The sequence below is a fragment of the Algibacter miyuki genome (assembly GCF_030409805.1).
Classification (GTDB): Bacteria; Bacteroidota; Bacteroidia; order Flavobacteriales; family Flavobacteriaceae; genus Algibacter; species Algibacter miyuki.
The window spans coordinates 52,804-73,968 of the sequence record NZ_JAUFQP010000001.1 but is presented as its reverse complement, the minus strand read 5'-3'; the positions used below and the strand labels follow the sequence as shown (position 1 = coordinate 73,968).

Annotated in this window: 11 protein-coding genes; all 11 read right to left on the bottom strand. The window is 34.5% G+C overall.

What is annotated here, in order from left to right:
• Positions 1-152: 152 nt before the first annotated feature.
• Positions 153-2,666, bottom strand: coding sequence for an alginate lyase family protein (locus tag QWY92_RS00230; protein ID WP_290267649.1), 2,514 nt, complete (start codon positions 2,664-2,666; stop codon positions 153-155).
• Between the two features lie 92 nt (positions 2,667-2,758).
• A complete protein-coding gene (locus QWY92_RS00225; protein WP_290267647.1) occupies positions 2,759-4,141 on the bottom strand; it encodes an FAD-dependent oxidoreductase in 1,383 nt (460 codons plus the stop codon).
• A 29-nt stretch (positions 4,142-4,170) separates the two neighbouring features.
• Complete coding sequence (locus QWY92_RS00220; RefSeq protein ID WP_290267645.1) at positions 4,171-5,727, bottom strand: sodium:solute symporter family transporter; 1,557 nt, start codon at positions 5,725-5,727, stop codon at positions 4,171-4,173.
• A gap of 51 nt (positions 5,728-5,778) precedes the next feature.
• Positions 5,779-6,501, bottom strand: a complete 723-nt coding sequence (locus QWY92_RS00215; RefSeq protein WP_290267643.1) for an SGNH/GDSL hydrolase family protein — start codon at positions 6,499-6,501, stop codon at positions 5,779-5,781.
• A 32-nt stretch (positions 6,502-6,533) separates the two neighbouring features.
• Complete coding sequence (locus QWY92_RS00210; RefSeq protein WP_290267641.1) at positions 6,534-8,000, bottom strand: hypothetical protein; 1,467 nt, start codon at positions 7,998-8,000, stop codon at positions 6,534-6,536.
• Between the two features lie 17 nt (positions 8,001-8,017).
• Positions 8,018-9,241 carry a glycoside hydrolase family 88 protein gene (locus QWY92_RS00205; protein WP_290267638.1) on the bottom strand — a complete coding sequence of 408 codons (1,224 nt, stop codon included), beginning with the start codon at positions 9,239-9,241 and terminating at the stop codon, positions 8,018-8,020.
• A 426-nt stretch (positions 9,242-9,667) separates the two neighbouring features.
• Complete coding sequence (locus QWY92_RS00200) at positions 9,668-13,816, bottom strand: hybrid sensor histidine kinase/response regulator transcription factor (RefSeq protein ID WP_290267636.1); 4,149 nt, start codon at positions 13,814-13,816, stop codon at positions 9,668-9,670.
• 574 nt (positions 13,817-14,390) lie between these two features.
• Complete coding sequence (locus QWY92_RS00195; protein ID WP_290267634.1) at positions 14,391-15,800, bottom strand: purine-cytosine permease family protein; 1,410 nt, start codon at positions 15,798-15,800, stop codon at positions 14,391-14,393.
• Positions 15,801-15,989: 189 nt separating this feature from the next.
• Positions 15,990-17,366 (bottom strand): FGGY-family carbohydrate kinase, encoded by a 1,377-nt coding sequence (locus QWY92_RS00190; protein ID WP_290267632.1) that lies wholly within the window; start codon positions 17,364-17,366, stop codon positions 15,990-15,992.
• A gap of 10 nt (positions 17,367-17,376) precedes the next feature.
• Positions 17,377-18,657 carry a sugar isomerase gene (locus tag QWY92_RS00185; protein WP_290267630.1) on the bottom strand — a complete coding sequence of 427 codons (1,281 nt, stop codon included), beginning with the start codon at positions 18,655-18,657 and terminating at the stop codon, positions 17,377-17,379.
• Between the two features lie 102 nt (positions 18,658-18,759).
• On the bottom strand, positions 18,760-20,865 hold the full coding sequence (locus QWY92_RS00180) for a bifunctional aldolase/short-chain dehydrogenase (RefSeq protein WP_290267628.1): 2,106 nt from the start codon (positions 20,863-20,865) through the stop codon (positions 18,760-18,762).
• Positions 20,866-21,165: the final 300 nt, after the last annotated feature.

Here is a 21,165-nt window from a genome sequence, read left to right as displayed (position 1 = left end):
ATCAGCAAAAAACCACCCTATAAAACTACAATACGATGGTTTTTTAACTGATTTAATTAATGATTTATATTTTACAACTACAAATGTTTTCTACATCAAAATTATCTATGTGACATGCCTTTTTGTTGAGCCTTTCTTTGCCTCCCACATGGTTATTTAGTTATTTCTGTCTTCACTTTTCCAGCAAACGTTTCGGTAATTTTTATCTTGGGAAGTATTCCTTTTAAATTTTCGATACTTATATCTTGTACTCTACCATCTTTCAAGGTTACCGTAATTTCGTTTTCAGAAGCCGATTCTATTTTTTCAATTGAAGAAGCCCCTTTATAAGGTTCGATTAAACTTAGAAAAACAATCTCTTTTTCGTTTACACGAACACCATACGTGCGTCTATCCGGGTTATTTCGAATACGTCGTTGTTTACCACCATTTGGATAGTTACTAATTACAATCTCAGATTTTTTAGGCCAAACTGTATGCACATCTAGTTTATGTTCCCCTTCAATGAACTCCACTTTTGCACCTTTTTTAGCCGTGTACCACTGTGCGTTTTCAAAATATTTATAAGGCGAATTTCCATCTGTGCTTAACTTTTCAAGTGCTATCCCCTTCTTTTTAGCGCCTTGCATAGAAGAAAAACCAACGGGATGAATTAACCAATCGTAATTATGTTTTTTATCCGATTTCATATAATCGGCAAGAATTACATAATCATCTGTAACAATAGAAATTCTTCGTTGCTGAATGGGGTTAAAACCGTTAGCATAATCGGTATCGTCCCATGGTGGGAATTTTTCAGCATTCCAACGTGGAATTTGTCGCCATCTGGCATTCGTTTCTACTACCGATGCTTGCATCATATCGCCTTTATGAAACAGCAATTGCTCGGAAGGCACAGCCTCTTGCTGAAGTTCGTCAACAATAACCATATTATGAGTTGCCGAAGTTTGCACACACTCTTTATACCCAGGCTTTCCGTATCCGTACCACACCATTTCCGAACCAAAATATTTATGTCCATTACGGTCTAAAGCCGCTAAACTTACACGATCAAATTGCCCATGCCATCCGCCATGCGTACCGTATTTAAGAAAGGCTTGAATTTGATTTTCAGGAGTCTCTTTTTGCCCCTGAGAGCGCAAGGCTACCAACCCAATATTTTCTCTAAAATCGGACCCGGTTCTAGGATCTTCCACTTCAGGAAGTTCTGGAACGCCATACATTAAAGACACCCAAGAATCGCGTTCTGTTTTACTAATAACCCAAGCTAAATCGTTGAATTTATATTCGCGATAAGCCAGTTCATAAAACTCATTTGGTGCTTTTAAATCGGAATCGTTAGTCGATACCAAATACGCATTTTCATCCATAAAAGGTACGTAAGGCGTAACCATATCTTCAAGACCTCTGGTGTTTTTTCCAGTTGGTCCCCAATTGTCAAATTTCATACCTGTGAAACCTTCTTTTGAGTTTTCAAAATCTTCACTTTTGAATTTAGTAGGAAATCGTCTGTGGTATAAATCCATTCCATAATTCTCAAAAGCTTGAGCTACCAAAGAATAGCGTTGCACCACCAAATAACAATAATTACCAGTCCCTTCAAACCACCAACCATCAGCCATAACTCCTTTACCTATTTGGTCTGCCATACCGCCATCAGCTTCGGTTAAATATTCTATTTGTGGCATATCTTGTAAATATAATGCAACAAATATAGCACCTGCGTTAGCACTTGCTTGATGATTCATTATCCCCAAACCGTCCATGTGTTTTTTATTCAACTCTAAATAATAACGAAACGAAGCCTCAATATTTTCCTTATCTGTGTTAGAAAATTCTGGTTCATTATAAAGAATATCGCAAGCTGCGGATATAAATAAAAAGAAATTCCCTTCATGAACTTGGACACCATTCGTGGCCGCTCCAATAGATAAATAACCTTCATCCTTATCAAAAACTGCTTTAATTAAGCTGATTACTTTTTCCTTGTAAATAGCCTTTCCCGTTAATTTATAAGCCAATGCCAACTGAAACGCTTTTTCGCCATCGCTGGCGCTATAATCAAAGCTCGACCATATTTTGGTTGGCCTTGGTTTACTAACAATTTTACGTTCAGGAAACTCAAACCCATCAAGTTCCATCAACATATTATCTAAGTTTTGCTTAGCCCAAGTATAGTTTTTTATCTTTTGTTTTGTGTCTTCAAAAACAGCATTAGTTGCCAATAAAAATGGATGCGCTTTACTTCGAACAGATATAAACTCTAATGTTTCAATAATATACCCTTCGGAATCTTTCAGTTCTATTGCGCTTGCTTCTTGTCCGCCTAAAGGTATTCTATCGCTAACTGTAACTTTTAGTGTCCCGTTATAACTTCCGCTAGGTTCTAAAGTTATTGATGCCACACTTAGTATATTTTCACTAGCCAATTCTCTCGGATGTTTCACGTTAAGAGTATAAGTTTCCGAAGTACTTTTTAAATTTTTTAGTTGAAAATTATAAGTTATAGTTTCATTAGCTTTTGCTGCTTGGGTTTGTAATGGGCTACTGAAAACAACTTTTGAAATAGGCGAACCAGCATAACATAAAACATGGATTAAACAACAAAACAGTCCTAATAAAAACTGTTTTGAACCTACTTTGAATTTTAATGATAAAACGTTCATTTTTAATTTATTTTATTTGAAAAATGCTAAATCTGTTCTGTAAATAACCTAACAAAACAGATTTAAAATATTTATAAGCACTAAAATAGTGTTTAACCTAAATAAGCTCCATTTGCTTCTAAAGCTTTTTTAATTTTAGCGTATTCTACTTGGCTTGGCATTAATTTATCTGCTACTGACAAACCTGCTAATGTTCCTGCGCCTTGACCAATTGCCATGGCAATAGGCGTAACACGCAAGCCAGCACTAGCATGATGATCGGCACCAATAGCTCGTCCAGAAAGCACTAAATTGTCGACTTCGTTTACCAACAAAGAATCGGTTGGAATATAATAAACTCCATCATCATTTAAGTGTACGGTATCGGTATTTCCGCCATCTGGCGAATGAATATCTAAAGGATAACCACCAACAGCAACCGGATTTTCAAACTTCACTTCGTTTACTAAATCTTCAGCTGATAATACATATTTAGCATGCGGATGACGTGACTCGCGAATGCCGATATGTGGCGCTGTACTTATAAACGTTGCATTCTCAAAACCTGGCGCATACTTACGCATAAAATTAAAAATCTCGACGCATTGCTTACGCCCCAAGCTTTCCGCTTTACTTAAATCGAACGGGTTTAGAGGGTCGAAACCTAAAACACGTGAGGTATTAAATATGAATTCACCCTCGGTATTGGTTTCAAAAAACAACACGTTATCTCTTGGTACGGTAACTTCTCCGTTTGCTTTGGCTTTGTTCCATAAATCGTAAAAGCCCCAAGTAGAAATACGTTTGGTACGTTTTAAAACTTCGGCTTTATCGTCACTACGCTCTTCGGCATCAAATTGATCCCAATTGTTTCGCATGTATTCACGTAACTTCTCCGTATCCACATTCCCCATTTTCACATTCGTAGTCATGGGTTGCGATTTATTATCTTCAATACGACCTTCTGTAAAAGGCACACCAGATAATTTTACAATTTCACTATCTCCACTGGCATCAACAAAAATAGTTCCGGGAATTTCTTGAATCCCTCCTCTATTATGGATAAAAATCGATTTAATTTTATTGCCTTCTTTAGCAATATCAATTAATCGGGTATGATATAAAATATCGGCTCCAGCCTCTCGTACCATATCTTCTAAAACCACCTTCAACATTTCGGCATCAAAAGGAGTTACTGTAGAACAATAACCTGTACTATCAAAAATATGTCCTGGACTTGCGCCTTTTTCCTTTAACCTATTTACCATTTCATTTGGAGAACCAAACACAAGTTGCTTACCTGCTTTGTTATGAAACGTCATCATGGGACCAACACCCATAGCAGTTAACGAGCCTCCTAAAAACCCAAATTGCTCGATTAATAATGTCTTTGCTCCTGTTTTACCTGCTGCAATCGCGGCATGACTTCCAGAAACTCCTCCGCCTACAACTATCACATCGTATCCTTCTATTAATTTTGTTTTGAATGTTTTCATTAAACTGTATTTTTATTTTTTTATAATTTTTAAACTAAATCTGTTTTACTTGAATCTACACCGATTTTTGAAAGCAATAATGCCGTAACAATTACCACAAGTGCTCCTACTGGAAACCACCAGAAAAAACTAATACCTTCAAAATGCATCCATGCAATGGCCAAAATAGCCATAAATGCACCAATTAAAATCCCAATAAAAGTTCCTTTCCGCATAAGTGCTAAAAACGCGATACCAATTAATATTCCATATGCATAACCCGGAACTTTGAAGCCTAAAGCTAATAAGCCTCCATCTTGAAAGAAGCTGAATCCGTATGCCAATAATGCTAAAATTAAGCCCCAAACAATTATAGCTATTTTAGATATTTTAACCACTTTATTTTCGTCCATAATTTTTAACTTCGGAAAAACTAAAGTTCCAATCCCCATTACACTTGTTTGTGAAAGTGCCGTTAATGCGGAGTCTAAAGTTGAAATTCCCGCTGCAAACATGGCCGCTATAATTAAACCAGAAATACCATTTGGCAACTCGTTTACCACGTAATAAGGAAATATTCTATCTGGCTCTGCACTTATGGACGCTTGAATTAAATCGGATAACGGATTAATATCATAATAAGCTACTAAACCGATGCCTACAAAAGCCATAATCCATGTAGTGGCCACACCAACAACGGAAAAAGCAACTGCTTTTCTTGCCTCTTTTAAATTCTTACAACATAAGGCACGTTGTGTTACAACCTGATCGACGGCATTTGAACCAAACTCAAAAAAGGTGCACCCTAAAATCCCGACCCATAAGGTATATGTTTTATGTGGATCTAAGGATAAATCCCAAAGTACTAATTTTGCTTTGCTATCGGCAATGGTCATCATTTCTCCAAAACCTCCAGGAATATCTCCTACTGCATAAAAAAGCGCAAAACAAGCACCGAAAATAAAAATTACAAACTGAATAGCATCGGTCCAAACTACGGTTGTAATCCCACCAATATAAGACCAAACTATAGCAAACAGCGCTATAATACAAATACATATTAAAGTACTTTGCCCTGTGATAACGCTAAGTACTAAAGCAGTACCTAACAAGCGTACACCTTGACTCATGGTGGCTCCAATCATGAAAAAAGTTCGAGATAATTGACTCGTTTTTACACCTAATCTTTTCTGAATAAAATCGTATGGGCTGTAAATACCTTCTTCGTAATATTCCTTTAATAATACATAAACAAATAGTACGTTTCCTAAAGCAAAACCGATGGTCATTTGCAAATAGGTTAAATTTCCATTCATTGAAAATATAAAAGCCGGTACCGCAATAAAGGTTGCAACACTCGTTTTTGTTGCAATTAATGATAAGGAAACCGCCCACCAAGGCAAATTATTTCCGCCTTTAAAAAAAGCATCGAGGCCCTTATCTTCATTTTTCACTAATTCCCCAATAACCGTGGTCCCTAAAAGAAATACAATTAATATAATCCAATTTAAGGTTGAAAACTTACTTGTAGCAATGCCGTTTTCATCTTGCGCAAACAAAGTGAAACAACAAAACAAACTGACTAATATGGCTATTGTTCTTTTCATTAGTGGTTTTATGATTTTCTATATTACGAAGCCTTTCATCTTCTATATTTTTTAATTCTTTAAAAGCATACGATACAGAAACGACGGATAGTTTTCTCCTGTAATCGTTCCCGCTCCTGAAGCTCCTGAACCTTTGGTTAAAGAATCTCCAAAACAAATAATATGCTTATACTTATCTAGTAAATTATTAGTTTTCAAATAATCGAATACATTTTCGGCTATAAGCTTATACCCTATCGGTTTTAAATGCACACCATCTTCTTTATTACTATTTTTTAAGTTCCTGATGTAATTATCTTGGTTGTGCTGTGGTAATCCTTTTGCTTTAAAAACACTGTAATTATCAACAAAAAAGGCATCATACTCTTTTGCTACATCCTCCATTATTTGTTTTACTTTCTGAAGTTTCACATTTGGTGTATCGGTAAATAAAGCTTTATCATGACGCTTAAATAAGTATAAACTATCTACTCTTGGAGGCGTCATCAATAATACTTGAGCATCTATATTTTTAATATTTTCTACAATTGAAGAAAGGTTTTCATGGTAGTTTTCATACGACACAAATTTCTTAGAATTTAACATGTCATTGGTGCCAACCATAATAATAACCAAGTCCGGCTTCTCGCTTAGTACATCACTTTCTAATCGACGTAGTAAGTTGGCAGTTGAATTTCCAGCAACACCATTATTCTCTACAACTAAAGTAACCTCGCCTTTTTTTACTAAAGCTGTTTTACATGCGGTTAAGCAAATAAACAGAGTAAATATCATGTAAAAAAGTGTCTTCAAATAAATATGTTTCATTAATTAAATTGATTTCTTTCACCCAAATCTTGCGATAATTCGCCATTAGACGTTACTTTACAATCGCTCGTTAATTCCTTAAAAACAACCGGCATCCCTGTCTCGTTGATTAAGGTAATATTATAAGCACCAGAAAATGCTTTAGGATCTGTATTGGGCTGTCTGTACTTATGCACATCGGACCAAAAAGATTCTCCGAAAACAATAGGAGAAGCTATAGATCTTGATTCACTTTTGTGATTCTTAAGTGTAATTTTATGCCCTGTACCGTTAATTTCTGCTAAACGATGCACCGGAAATTCACTTACGGTATTTATCAGTCCTAATTCAACAGTACAATTTTCAGTATTGTTATTATGAAAGCTTAACAAAGGCCCATATTTAGCATCCCCTTTTGAATTTTTAATAACTGCATTTTTAGATACCGAATATCCTTTTTCTTGACATCCAAGAGCCGTACAGCCATCTATAAGCGTTCTACCAACATGCGCACTTAAATCGAAACCAGACCGCATATTTTTTACCGTGGTGTTTATAATGGTAATATTTTCTGTTTTTCTTCCCACAAAATAACCATACGGATAAGACCTAACACCATCTTCGGAAAGTGATTTTATTTCATTTGGTAATATATCTCCCGGAGGATAATCACTTTTAAACCCTGTATCAAAAGCAGGTCCTGATGTTTCGGCTAACATCGCATCGGTAGCACGCATTTCGCCTTCTACATAACAATCTTTTATAAGTGTATTTACAGCGCCTTGCATTACAATACCATGACCAAAACCGCGAGTAATCACGTTACAACCAATTAATTTGGTGTCTTTCCCTGTAACTAAAAGAGACGAGTGCTTTCGGGGTTTTACTATTGTTCTTGTTCCTTTCCCTAATAAGTGTCCGTAACCATAAGGGTAAGAACCTTTAATATGGAGGGTTGTATTCACAATACTATTCCCATCTCCCATAACATGCATCATGATGGCTGCGCGCGAAGGTGCTTCATGTTCGTGCGCCTCGTCATAAACTTCTAAGCCTTCAATAGTGTTATTATTTCCTGTCACAAATATTTCAAAAATTTGACGGTTTCCGAAAGCTGTATGCAGTTTACTGTCTATATGAATAACAACACCGTCTAAAATAAACCGGTTATTACTCCCTGAAAAATTAAATATAGAGGCTATAGGAAAATCAGATGTTTTATTCTCTCCTTGGTAACGTTTTAAAATAGCCGTTTCGCTAAACGATGTATCACTTACTTTGTAACTACCAGGTTTTAATCTCACCGTAACATCATCCATTGATAGGTATTGTGTGAAATCTTTTAGGTTTTCAACTAAAACAACATTACCATGAAGAATCACTTCTTTTTTTTCACTTTTACAAGCTGAAAAAGATAATATCCCAACACATAAAAAACAAATTAATTTAGCCGATTTAATCATCTTTCCAGTGTTTTCATTCCTCATAATTTAGTCCTTTCAGTTTAAAAATTGACTATGATTTTTTTTTTACTAGCTTCCATTTTCTTCAATCGTAACAAGGCTTCCATAAAATAGTAATCGGCATAAATAATCGGAACATCTATTTCAGAATTTCTAGGATGATGCCCTGTTGAATGTAACAATAATGCTTGATTGGTTGTATTACTTAAATAAGTCTCGGAAGACAAAATAGCTATAAAACGTTTGGCCGCATTAAAATAAGTTTCTTTTAATTCCGAATCTTTCACTAAACTTGACAAATCCAATAATCCACAAGCTGCAACGGCTGCGGCAGAAGCATCTTTAGGTGCATTTGGAATTTTCGGGTCGTCAAAATCCCAAAAAGGCATACCATCTTCTGGTAAACGTTCTAAAAATTTATCGGCAAGGCCAATGGCTGTTTTTAAAAAATCGTCTCTTCCTGTTTCTCTGTACGCGAAAGAAAATCCATAAATCCCCCAAGTCTGCCCTCTTGCCCACAAAGAATTATCAGCATAACCTTGATGCGCAACGCCACGAATAAATGCGCCTGTTTTATCATCAAAAGCCCCTAAATGGTAGGTTGAATAATCTGGGCGAACCAAATGTTTCATAGTAACTTCAGCATGACTTTCAGCAATATCGTAGAGCTTTTTCGATCCGCCATTTTTAGCCGCCCAAAACAGTAGCTCTAAATTAATCATATTATCAATAATGGTATTGTGTGGGTATTGTGGTTTCATTGGCCAAGAATGAATTGAACCAACAATTGGGTTGTACAAAGTTGCTAAAGTATCGGCTGCAGCTAGCAATACTTTTTTATATTCTGGATTACCGGTAAGTCTGTAACCATTACCATAACTATTAAAAACCTGAAAACCAACATCATGATCTAGAGCCTCACTATAAGCAATAGTTTTTATAGGTAACGTAAAGTTTTCAGCTGCTTTTTTTAATTCTTCATCCCCAGAAAACTCATAAGCATACCAAAGTACTCCCGGCCAAAATCCGCTACACCAATCTTTTACACCTACTTTCTCCCATTTGTTATGACCTTTAGAAATAGTACGAGGAAAACTATCGAATGTTTTTAAATCTTTTAAAGCGGCTTTAACTTTTATCGTATTGGCATTTAAAACACTATCAACGGATGTACTAGACGTTTCTTTTTTAGTTGAAAAACATCCTACCAACGTTGTCGCCAATGCTATGGCCAACACCTTTTTTCCTTTTTTTAATATGCTCATATTTTTTAAATTATTCTATTTATAAAAACGTCTATCGACAGTATTGTACTTCTATCTCATTTTCTTTGTTAACCCATTTTCTAATGGATTCATTCCAATGATTCATGCTTTGATAAAAAACATTCTTCGGAATAAAAAACGACACTGCAATATTATTAAAACAAGTAAAAAACACGTCAAAATTATAAACCCAAAACTCAAAACCATAACCCATTTAAGCAATAAACACCAGGTATAACAACTGTAGAAGTAAAACAAACCAATGCTGGCATACACCTAAGACAATATATAAATATTACGTGTATATTATTTAGTACAATAAAAATTGACTTACATTTTCGGAAACATCTAGGATTGAAAATGCATTAAATAAAAAGGTTTCTCCTTATTAATTAAAGCTTCAAAAACGAAAAAAACACACGCTTTTTATAATTCTTTCTTATTATTCTCTAGGTATTCAGTAGGAGAAACTCCGAATAAATCTTTAAAGGTTTTTCCGAAATAGGTTGTAGAATTAAAACCACACATATATGAAATTTCTTTAATAGAATAATGGCTATTCAATAGTAATTCCGAAGCTCGTTTTAAACGAATGGTTCTAATAAACCCACTTGGATTTTGCCCTGTAATAGATTGTATTTTTCTATAAAACTGAGATTTACCAAGGCCGATTTCTTTTAAAATATCAGCAATTTTAAAATCGGGATCACTTATATTATCCAGTACAAATTTGGTTACTTTTTCAATAAAAGCTTCGTCTAAAGAATTTGTTGTTAGCTCCTTTGATGGCAGTATCGCGCCGAGTTTTGAGAATTTCTCTTTTAATCGTTCTTTGGAATCTAATAAATTTTTAATCCGTGCCTTTAACACCGCAATTCTAAACGGTTTTGCAATATAGGCATCGGCACCTTGGTTAAAACCTGAGATTAAATCCGCTTCACGACTTCTTGCTGTTAATAAAATAATGGGAATATGGCAAGTTTCAAACGCTGCTTTTAAGTTTTTACACATCTCGAAGCCGTCCATTTTTGGCATCATAACATCGCTAATAATAATATCGGGATAATGCTTTAGCACCATTTCTAAGCCTTCTTTTCCGTTAACGGCTTCTTTCACAATGTAAGTATCGTTTAAATCATCTTTTAAATGTGCCCGTAGTTCGCTATTATCTTCAACTATGAGTATGGTTTTTGATTCTGGGTTTTCGGGCTTTGAATTTTCCGCAGATACCGTTATATCCGAGGTTAACATATCATACTCAACTGCTTTCATGGAATTTATAAGAAACTCGTTTTTAATACTTTCTACCGTTTCTTCCTTCCTGTTCATATTTAAAGGCAGCCTAACTACAAACTTAGTTCCTTTTTTAAATTTACTTTTTACAGCTATAGCACCCTCATGGATTTCAACCAAGGCTTTAGTAAAATTTAGCCCAATACCTGTTCCTGATTTAGAAGCATCTAAATTAGAAAAACGAGAAAACACCTGCTCTTGCTGCTCTTTATCCATTCCGATACCGGTATCTTTTATAACAATTTCTACATGTTCGCCGAGTTTGGCTTTTTTCATTTTAAAAACACCGGAAGCATTAGCCTCTTCTGTTACGTGCGTTATAGAAACCACAATATCGCCACCGCTTTCTGTGAATTTTATGGCATTAGATATCAAATTCGTAATTATTTTTTCAACTTTATCAAAATCGAAAAGGGAAATAACTTCTCCGGAAGACGAAATAAATCTATAGTTTATTTCTTTTTTTTCGGCTAAGCCTTTAAATAAATCAAAAATAGCTTCGCTAAACTTTACGATATCACCTTTTTCTAATTGCAGTGGCGCCATTCCTGCATCCATTTTTCGGTAATCTAAAAGTTGATTTACCAAGTGCAACAAACGTCTAGCACTACGTTGCGCTGATAATGCTGAAGATTTCACAACCGTAGTCTCACTTAAGTTTCCTAATATTTTTTCTAACGGATTTAAAATAAGCGTTAACGGTGTTCTAAACTCATGAGATACATTTATAAAAAACTGAAGTTTCATTAAATCTAGGTTTCGTTCCTGAGATTCCTGAATAGTTTTACTATACAACCTCATAAAAAACCAAACCAACCCAATGGTTAGTATAAAATAAATGGAATATGCCCACCAAGTTTTCCAGAGTGGTGGCAAAATTTCAATATTGATTACCGCCGATTCACTTTTATCCCATGCATTATCAATAGATGCAATAACTTCAAAAGTATAAGTACCTGGAAGTAAATTAGCCTGATTAACAACACGCGAGTTATCAACGGTTATAAAGCTATCATCAATACCATGCATTTTGTAGGCATACTTAACATGTTCCGGATTATTATAAAAAAGCGCTTCGAACTCAAACGAAATATAGTTTTCATTATGCTGTAACTCTATGTGATTGGTTTGAGAAATAGCTTTATTTAGAAGTACTCGACCGTTTACAGAATCGCCGTAACTTATCTTCTTATTATTTAAACGAAAACCAGTTATTTTGGGTTTTAATACTGCCGCTGATTTTAAATTAATTCTTTTCGGATTAAAAATATTGAAACCATTGATACCTCCTGCTATTATTCTACCATCTTTAATTTTGGTTATCGATTTACTTTGAAACTCCGCACCTTGTACACCATCGTGCGTATTAAAATTTTTAATTTGATCTGTTTTAGTGTTGATGAATGACAAACCGTTTTTGGTGGTTACCCAGAAATTTTTATCATCATCTTCTACCAAGCCAACAACAAAGTTATTAGGCAGGCCGTTTGCTGAAGCATACGATTTTAAGACTTTTAAATTGGTATCTAACTTAAAAACACCATTATCGGTACCTAGCCAAATATTGTGCAAAACATCTTCCGTAATAAAATTTATCTTCTGCCCAGTAATTCCTTTTTCTTTTACTTCGGAAAAGTCTAATGTTTTTGGAATAAATTCCGTTAAAGTATTTAAATCTAAAACATTCAACCCTAAATTAGTACCAATAAGTAATCGGTTTTTAGAATCGATAAATACCGTAAAAATATTATTACTTGCTAAGTTTTTTTTATAACTATGAAACGTTTTATTTTTAGGGTTGTAAATATTTAAACCTTCACTTTTTAAACCTAGCCAAATACGTTTTTGAGCATCTTCAACGCCCGTCCAAACCGCATTTTGCTCTATGGTCAAAGGATTTTTTTCATCATGAAAAAATCGTTCAAACTGGTCGGTTTCAGGATTAAATTTATTTAAACCACCATCATAAGTGCATATCCAAATATCACCATTATAGCTTTCAAAAGTATATAATATTTTATTTGAACTTAATGCGTTTTTATTGTTAGGATTCTGTGCAAAATTTCTAAATGTATTCGTTTCTGGATCATACAAATTTAAACCGCCATTATAAGCACCTAGCCAAATACGCCCTTTCGAATCTTGTAAAACAGATTGGACAATTTTTTCGCTAAGTCCGTCTGGGTTATTAGGTTGATAATAGTGATGACCAAAAAAGTTTTTAGAAGGATCTAACTTACTCACGCCCTTATCATAGCTACCAATCCAGAACACACCATCACGATCTTGGAATATTTTTGAAGGTTGATTGTTGGGTAAAGAAAAAGGATCGAACGGATTATTAACAATACTTTGCTCTAGTTTTTTTTCCTGTTTATTGTATAATAACAAACCATAACCATCGGTAGAAATCCAAATAATACCATTTTCATCTTGATAAAAATCTTGTATTGGCGCTTTGTTTTCAACAATAGAAACATGATTAAAACTATGATTTTTCGGATTCCATAGAATTAAATTAGAAACATCGTTACCTATCCAAAAATCGCCATCATTATCAATAAAAACGCGTTTAGAAATATGGTTGAGCTCATAAAATCGTTTATTTTCAATTAAAACCCTTTCAAAATTATTTTCGACTTCATTATATTTATTTAAACAAGCCCCATTTGTACTCAGCCATATATTGTTGTTTTCATCTTTCAAAACAACATTTACATAGTTATCATCTAAAGAGTTTTTATCATTTTCGTTATTATTAAACCTTGTGATTTTTAAGTTAGACGGGCTAACATCACCTTCTTTTAAAACAATTTTCACCGCACCTTTATTGGTTGCTACCCAAATGGTATTCCTAACCTCATCAAACAACAGTTTATTTATAACCTCATTGGTGTTTGAAATTTGAGATTCACTTTCAAAAATATTTACACGCGAAAATTGTTGTGTTTTTTTATTTAAAATATCGAGGCCGTTGTTAGTACCAATCCATAAATTACCATTTTTATCTTCTGTAATAGTATTAATTCGGATATTACTAATGGAAGTCGAATCGTTTAAGTTTGGCCTAAAAACCTCAAAACCATATCCGTTATATTTGTTTAAACCATCAATTGTCCCAAACCATAAATACCCATCGCTATCCTGAAATATTTCAGAACAAGTGCTGCTTGAGAGTCCATCAATTTTATCTAGATTCTCAAATTTTAAATTTTTGAATTGTCCTAGAGCTGAAAACGAAACACAAAGAGAAAGAAATACAATATATAATCTCCAATTCATTTATTTTATATGGTTTGATGGTTTTTGGTTATTCAACTTTAATACAAACTTAAATAAATTAACCGGTTTTTTAAGGATGAAAAACTCCAGCTGTTTTAATTAGATAATTTAATTTTTCTGATTGTAATACAATCGCATTCCCCCTTTAACACAAACTTCAGAATGACGATTTTTGTATTCTTCTCCGATAATAGTAGCTGATATCGGTTTCTTTTAAACGAAGCGTAAGCAGTGCGTAAATTTAAAACTTAGCGTAAAAACCTCAGCAATATTATAGCTCTTTATATCAAAACCATTCCCCGTTTACCGGGTTTAACAACATAAAAAGGCTTAATAATCATTTTAAGTCTATTTTTAAATATATAATCTAAAAAACTCTTATTCTTTTGTGTTTCAAGTGTCACGGTTGAACTCAAAATAACATTAAAGCATGCTTCAATTAGAAACACGGAGCACCGCCAACCGAGCATATTAAACGGTACTAAATCAATCAAAATAAGTTGCAAAAATGCCGCAAATCATCTTACAAAAAGACCATTAGCGGCGTTTAACTTATATTTTTTATTCTGAAAAATTATTTATTCTGAAAACGTTTACTGAACACCAAAAACAAGACCCCACATAATAACCATGCAGGCAATGTTACAAAGGATAAAAACACATCAAATTGGATGGATATAAAGTAAAACAAACCGAAACTTATCGCCCAAGCCCAAAACACCGATTTATTAAAGGAAAGGTTTGCAACTTCAGCATAATTTTTAATAATACCTACCTTCTTATGGAAAAAATGCTCAAAAACAATAATAGCTCCAAATGGCGCCAATATGAAACCGTATAACGCAACGAAACCTAAAAGCTTCATGGCAAATGCCGGAAACAACCCTGCTATAGTTGCAATAGTTCCAGCTAAAATAGTCACTTTTGCCGTTGATAATTTTGGCAAAATAGCTTGAAAAGCTAATCCTGCTCTATAAATAGTCGGGTTTGCAGTAGTCCAACCAGCCAATACCACAGCTATAATTCCAAAGACACCAATAGCATTGTATGCTAGTGGACCTGGTGCTACCGGAGGCGCATCGCCATTACTTAAAAAAGCCATGGCTTCTGGTGATTTTAAATATACAGCATATAATAATGCAGCGGCTATCCACGCCATATAATGGCCAACATACATTCCTGCTGCTGTTGCCCAACCTGCTTTAGCTTCTTTTGCAAACCTAAATACCGATAAATCGGACATCCCAATATGCATGGCACCATTAGCAAACCAAGACCAAATAACAACATGCCAAAACGTGAATTTTATTTGCCCAGGAAAAGGCTCGGCACCTTCTCCCCAAATGTTCCAAAAATCTGAAAAACTACCAACACCTAATTGATTAAGTGCCACAACACCACAAGCTAAAAAAGCAATCACAATAACGGGCGACATTACATTTGCTGCTTTTGTTACTGTATCGTAACCACGTGCTGCAATTAAAGAAATCACGGCACCAATGATAATGACAATAACCACCCAAGTGACGCCATTAGGCATCGTGTCTGTTAGTTTTGGCATCGGCATATCGAACGGAATACCAACGGCGGTTGCAGAAACCGTAATCATGGAGCCTGCTAAAAAGCAAAACAAAATACCATTGGCCAGATTGTATCCTGTCACCAATTTTTTACCACAAATTTTTTCTAATTGAAAATATAAAGTTAGCCTATTTTTAATGGCAATTTCGGCAGTTAGAAACCGCCAGCTTAAAACCGCTAATAGATTTCCTAAGAGTAAACCTATAATTAAATCGAAAGCACTAACACCGGCTGTTAAAAAGAGTGGACCAATCATAAATTCGGTACCTGCTGCGTGTTCGCCCGCATACATCCCTATAAAGCTTTTCCAACCTTTAAGTTTAGATTTTGGCACGGGTGTTCTTTCAAATTCACCTCCAGAAGCATCGTCTAAAATGCCTTCTGCTTGTTCGTATTTTGTCATAATTTTGGTTTAGTTGGTGGTGTTGGTATAAGTTGAATTTCAGAATAAATTCGACTTACGAAAAATAAAGGATAATTATAAAAAACCTATCCTGTACTATCATGGTTATTTACTGATGTTTTTTTTTATCAAGGGTTTTTATGTTATTGATTTACTCGAATAAAAATATAATTTCAATTGAAAAAACAATTATCCGCTAACTATAAAAGGCACATGCTTTTTAAGCGCATAATTTTCTTTCAAAAATTTAGAATTGAGTTTATTATCTGAAATTGAAATAGCTGCACCTAAAGCTGAGCCTAATGAAGCATCTGTAGTACTTAATTTTTTCCCTCTAAAATGATGCGATAATAATTTGATATAAATATCATTATTACTAAAACCGCCATCTATATAAATGCGTGCAATACTGTTTTCGCCTAATGCGCCTTTAATATCTTTAACTTGAAGTAAAACAAGCTCCATCATTAATTGATGATAAGCATATTCATACTTATGATACCTAATTTGCGTTTCATCAGGCATATTTTCATCTGAAAAACTTTCCCATTTGTAACAATGTTTAAAATCTAGCATAATTTCAGAATAAATATTAAAATCAAACTTTACAGAACGATGAAAATCTTCTTTAGCCCCAAAATACTCATCTAGTTTAGCTACTTGCAACTTATATTCATTCCCTAAAAATATACGCGTTGCTTTAACAGCTTTACCATTAATACGCATATAATTAAGAGTATCTTTATTAAAAAGTGTTTCTGAATTTGGCTTTTCCGTAAAGGGATTAAAAACAATACTCCAGGTACCTGTTGAGACTAAAACAAACTTTTTCTTAATACTTCTCACATAAGGTAAAAGTGCTGCAGAACTATCATGAATGCCAACGCCAATTTTTATTCGACTGCCGTTATAATTCATATTAATGCTCGTTTCGGTTGACACTATGGGTGGTAAAATTTTATTAATTGCTTCCTTATATACCCAACTGTGGTAATCTTTTTTCTCATAATCCCAAAGGGCTGTATGGCATCCAATACTGGTGTACTCGCTTATTGGAATTCCCGTAAAAACAAAACTCAAATATTGCGGTAAATGCAAGGTGTATTTTATTTTACTAAAAATTTCAGGTTGCATTTTTTTTAGCCAATACAATTGTAAACCTGAGTTCAGCATGCTTAAATCGGCACAACCCGTGGTTTTTAGAAAAGCTTCCTTTGGACCATAAGTTTCAAAAAAGGACGACACAATCTCTTTTGGCAACGGTTTGGTGTAATTATAGAGCGGTGTTAAAGGTTTTCCATTTTCATCAATATGCACCAAACTGGCACCATAAGTTGAAAAATTTATGGCTTTTATATCAAATTTTTTCGCATTAATAATACGATTAAAAACATCTTTTAACCATTTATGTAATGCAGGAAGATTTTCGGTGGGATGCCCATCTTCATCCTCTATTTCTTCAAAAGAAATGTATTCTTTATGGACTTCTTTAAAATTCTTATCGAATAGAAAAAATTTCTTATTGGTTTTACCAATATCAAAAACTGCGGTAACCTTTTTTTTCATTCTACAAAGATTAAAGTCCTGTAGCTATTGTGTTTTTCCCTCTTTCTTTTATAAGTCCACCACGAACATCCAATGCTCTATATGCATTAATTGGACTTAAAACGCCGCCTCTATTTAAGCGTGCTTTTTCTAATAATGGCCTTACATCGGTACGGTAAGCACCCTGTAAAATTTCTTGACATTTCACCACATCATTATCCATTTGTGCTGCTTTTAAAGCGGCTTGATCGATAAGTAATGCTTTGGCATAAGCTTCCTGAATGGCTTCTAAAGATTGAATTAAATCTTCTAAAGGATCTTTTACATTATGGCTCGCATCAATCATCCATGCTAAATCTGGATTTTGAGGATTATTTTCCATGCCGTAAACCAATTCGTTAAAAATTAAGAACAAGGCGTAAGGTTTAATGCTACCAACGGTTAAATCATCGTCACCATATTTACTATCATTAAAATGAAAACCGCCTAATTTTCCTTTTAGTTGAAGGATAGACACAATTTGTTCGATGTTAGAATTTGGAAGATGATGTCCAAGATCGACTAAAGTGAATGCTTTTTCACCACATTCGTTAGCTAACATCAATGAAGCTCCCCAATCTTGAATAACGGTACTGTAAAAATTGGGTTCGTAAGGTTTGTATTCAATAAGTAATTTCCAATCGTCTGGCACACCTTTGTAAATATCCTTTAAACTATCTTGTGTATTTTGAAATGCCGTTTGAAAATTATTTTGTCCTGGAAAACAAGACCCATCAGACAACCAAACCGTTAAGGCTTTAGAGCCTAGTTTGTTTCCGATATTGATAACATCTAAATTATGTTCAATAGCTTGTTGACGAACGGCTTCGCTGGTGTTACTTAACGAACCGTATTTATAACTTTCTTTTGCGTTTTTTTGATCTTGAAAAGTATTTGAATTTACGGCATCAAACTTAATATCTAATCCGTTAGCCAATTCTTTAATCGCATTATAATCTGATGGCACATCCCACGGAATGTGAAGCGATACTGCACCTGCCGTTTGTGTTAAAGCGTGTAAAACACCAACATCTTCAATTTTTTGTTCTAAACTAGAAGGTTCTCCATAAAATGAAAAACGTCCAAAACGGGTCCCACCAGCACCTAATGCCCAACTTGGTATAGCCACTTGGAAATCGGCTAATTTAGATACAATGCTAGTAACATCATGTCCTTTTTTTGTTAATTTGTTGGCTAAAAAATCAAAGCTTTCGTTATGACTTTCTAATCCATTTTTATTATAATCAGAGATTTGCTCTTTTTGTATTTTCATAATTTTAATATCTTTTTAAAAGTAAAAACTCCCATAAACTTCAACTAGAACTTATGGAAGTTTTTCACTAAACAAACTATAACTAAACTAATTTTTGTGTTGTTAACGAACAAAGGCATTCGCCATGCCACCATCAATATTTATAATATTTCCTGTCGATTTATCTAAAATTCCAACTAAAGAAAATACGCCATTAGCAATATCATCTGGAGTAATAATTTCATTTAAAAGATTTCTTTTTGCATAAAACGCAGGTAATTCTTCAACAGTAATACCGTTGGCTTTTGCACGACCTTCGGCCCAAGCACCTTCCCAAATTTTACTTCCAACGATAACGCCATCTGGGTTTACGGTGTTTACTCTAATTTTGTCTTTTGCTAATTCTGCAGCCAATAAACGAACCATGTGTTGTTGTGCTGCTTTTGCTGTACCATAAGCCACATTGTTTGGCCCTGCTACTAATCCGTTTTTACTAGCAATAGCAATATAATTTCCACCTAAACCTTGTTTGCGCATAATGGCTGCCGATTGTTTTGCTAAATCGAACTGTCCTTTTACTAATATATTTTGTAGAATATTCCAGTCGTTATCCGTAGTCTCTTCTAATGGTTTTGAAATGGCTAAACCTGCACTGTGCACAATAATATCGACTCCGCCAAATTCAATACATGCTTTTTTGTAAGCCGATGCAATAGAATCGGTGTTGGTTACATCGCAAATAGCATAAGTAGAAACATCGCGTTTGTATGTAGCATGCGCTTCTTTTAAACTATCTTCATTAATATCAGTTAGTACCACATTGGCCCCTTCCGCAGCTAATTTATCGGCAATGGCTTTACCAATACCACCACCTGCTCCAGTTACAAACGCTACCTTTCGAGATAGTGGTTGCTCCTTTGGCATACGCGATAATTTGGCTTCTTCTAACAACCAATATTCAATATCAAAAGCTTCTTGTCTTGGTAAAGAGGTATATGCTGTAATGGCTTCAGCACCGCGCATTACGTTAATTGCGTTAATGTAAAACTCATTGGCTACACGCGTAGTTTGCTTGTTTTTGGCAAAACTGAACATACCAACTCCTGGATAAATAATGATTACCGGGTTGGCATCTCGCATGGCAGGACTATTATCCTTTTTACAAGTATTGTAGTAATCTGCATATTCCTGTCTGTAAGCTGCAAAAGCAGGTTCTAATTTCTTTAAAATAGCATCAGCATCTGATACATCTTCGTTTTTATCTAATGTTAATACTAAAGGTTGAATTTTTGTACGTAAGAAGTGATCTGGACAAGAGGTTCCCATAGGTGCCAAACGTTCTAAATCATTACTGTTGATGTATTCCATAACCACATCGGTATCCGAAAAGTGTCCAATCATTCTGTTTTCCGAAGAACACAAACCTCTTAATAAAGGCATCATTTGTGCTGCTTTTTCTAAACGCTCTGCTTTCGGTAAACTTTCTATTTTCTGACCGCCGAAAACACTACCTTTTTCTTTTATCTTCTTTTCGATAAATTCCGAAGCCATTTCAATAACTTCTAAACTATTCATGTAGCATTCGTAAGAGGTATCACCCCAAGTAAATAAACCGTGACTCCCTAAAACAATACCGCGAATTCCTGGATTATCGGCTAAACATTTTTCAATTTGAAGTCCTAAATCGAAACCCGGACGTTGCCATGGTACCCAGCCCATAGTATCGCCCCAAATCTCTTTGGTTACTTGCTCGCTATTTTCGGCAGCAGCAACGGCTATAAGCGCATCGGGATGCAAGTGATCGATATGTGCGAAAGGCAACAAACCGTGCAAAGGCGTATCAATTGAAGGTGCTTTACTATCTAAATCGTAAATGCAATGGTTAAAAAGGCCAACCATTCTATCTTCATCTTCTAAACCACCGTAAACATTTTTTAAATCGCGTAATCTTTTGGTATAAATTCCTGCAATACCACTTCTGTTTAAAGTGCCTATATCGCCACCAGAACCTTTAATCCACATCACCTCAACATCTTCATCCGTTAGTGGGTCTTTTTCTATAGTTCTACAGCTTGTGTTACCACCACCGTAATTCGTAATTCGTAAATCTGCCCCTAAAATATTAGATCGGTATAAAAATAAATCTACTTGGTTATCGCCAAATGATAATGCCTTTTGATCGTCCCATAAATAATCGACGTATTTAAAACTCTTCGTAATTTCTTTCATGATTAATGTTTAAGATAATTTTTTATGATATCAAAAATAGACTTCAAGATAGACTATTGTATCCTGTACTGTACTGCAACTGATGTTTTTTTTCTATAAATACAATTATTCCTCTAGAAACACACCCCTCTAAACAACTATAATAAAGACACTTAACAGATGCTTCATTTTCTTTCAGTAGGTTTCAAAATAAATTCAATATTGTATTTAGACTGTTTTAAGACACTAAATTTTAATTAAGTCGAAATTTCGTATACTTGTGCTATATCATTACTTTGGAAGAACAAATTAAAAGTGATT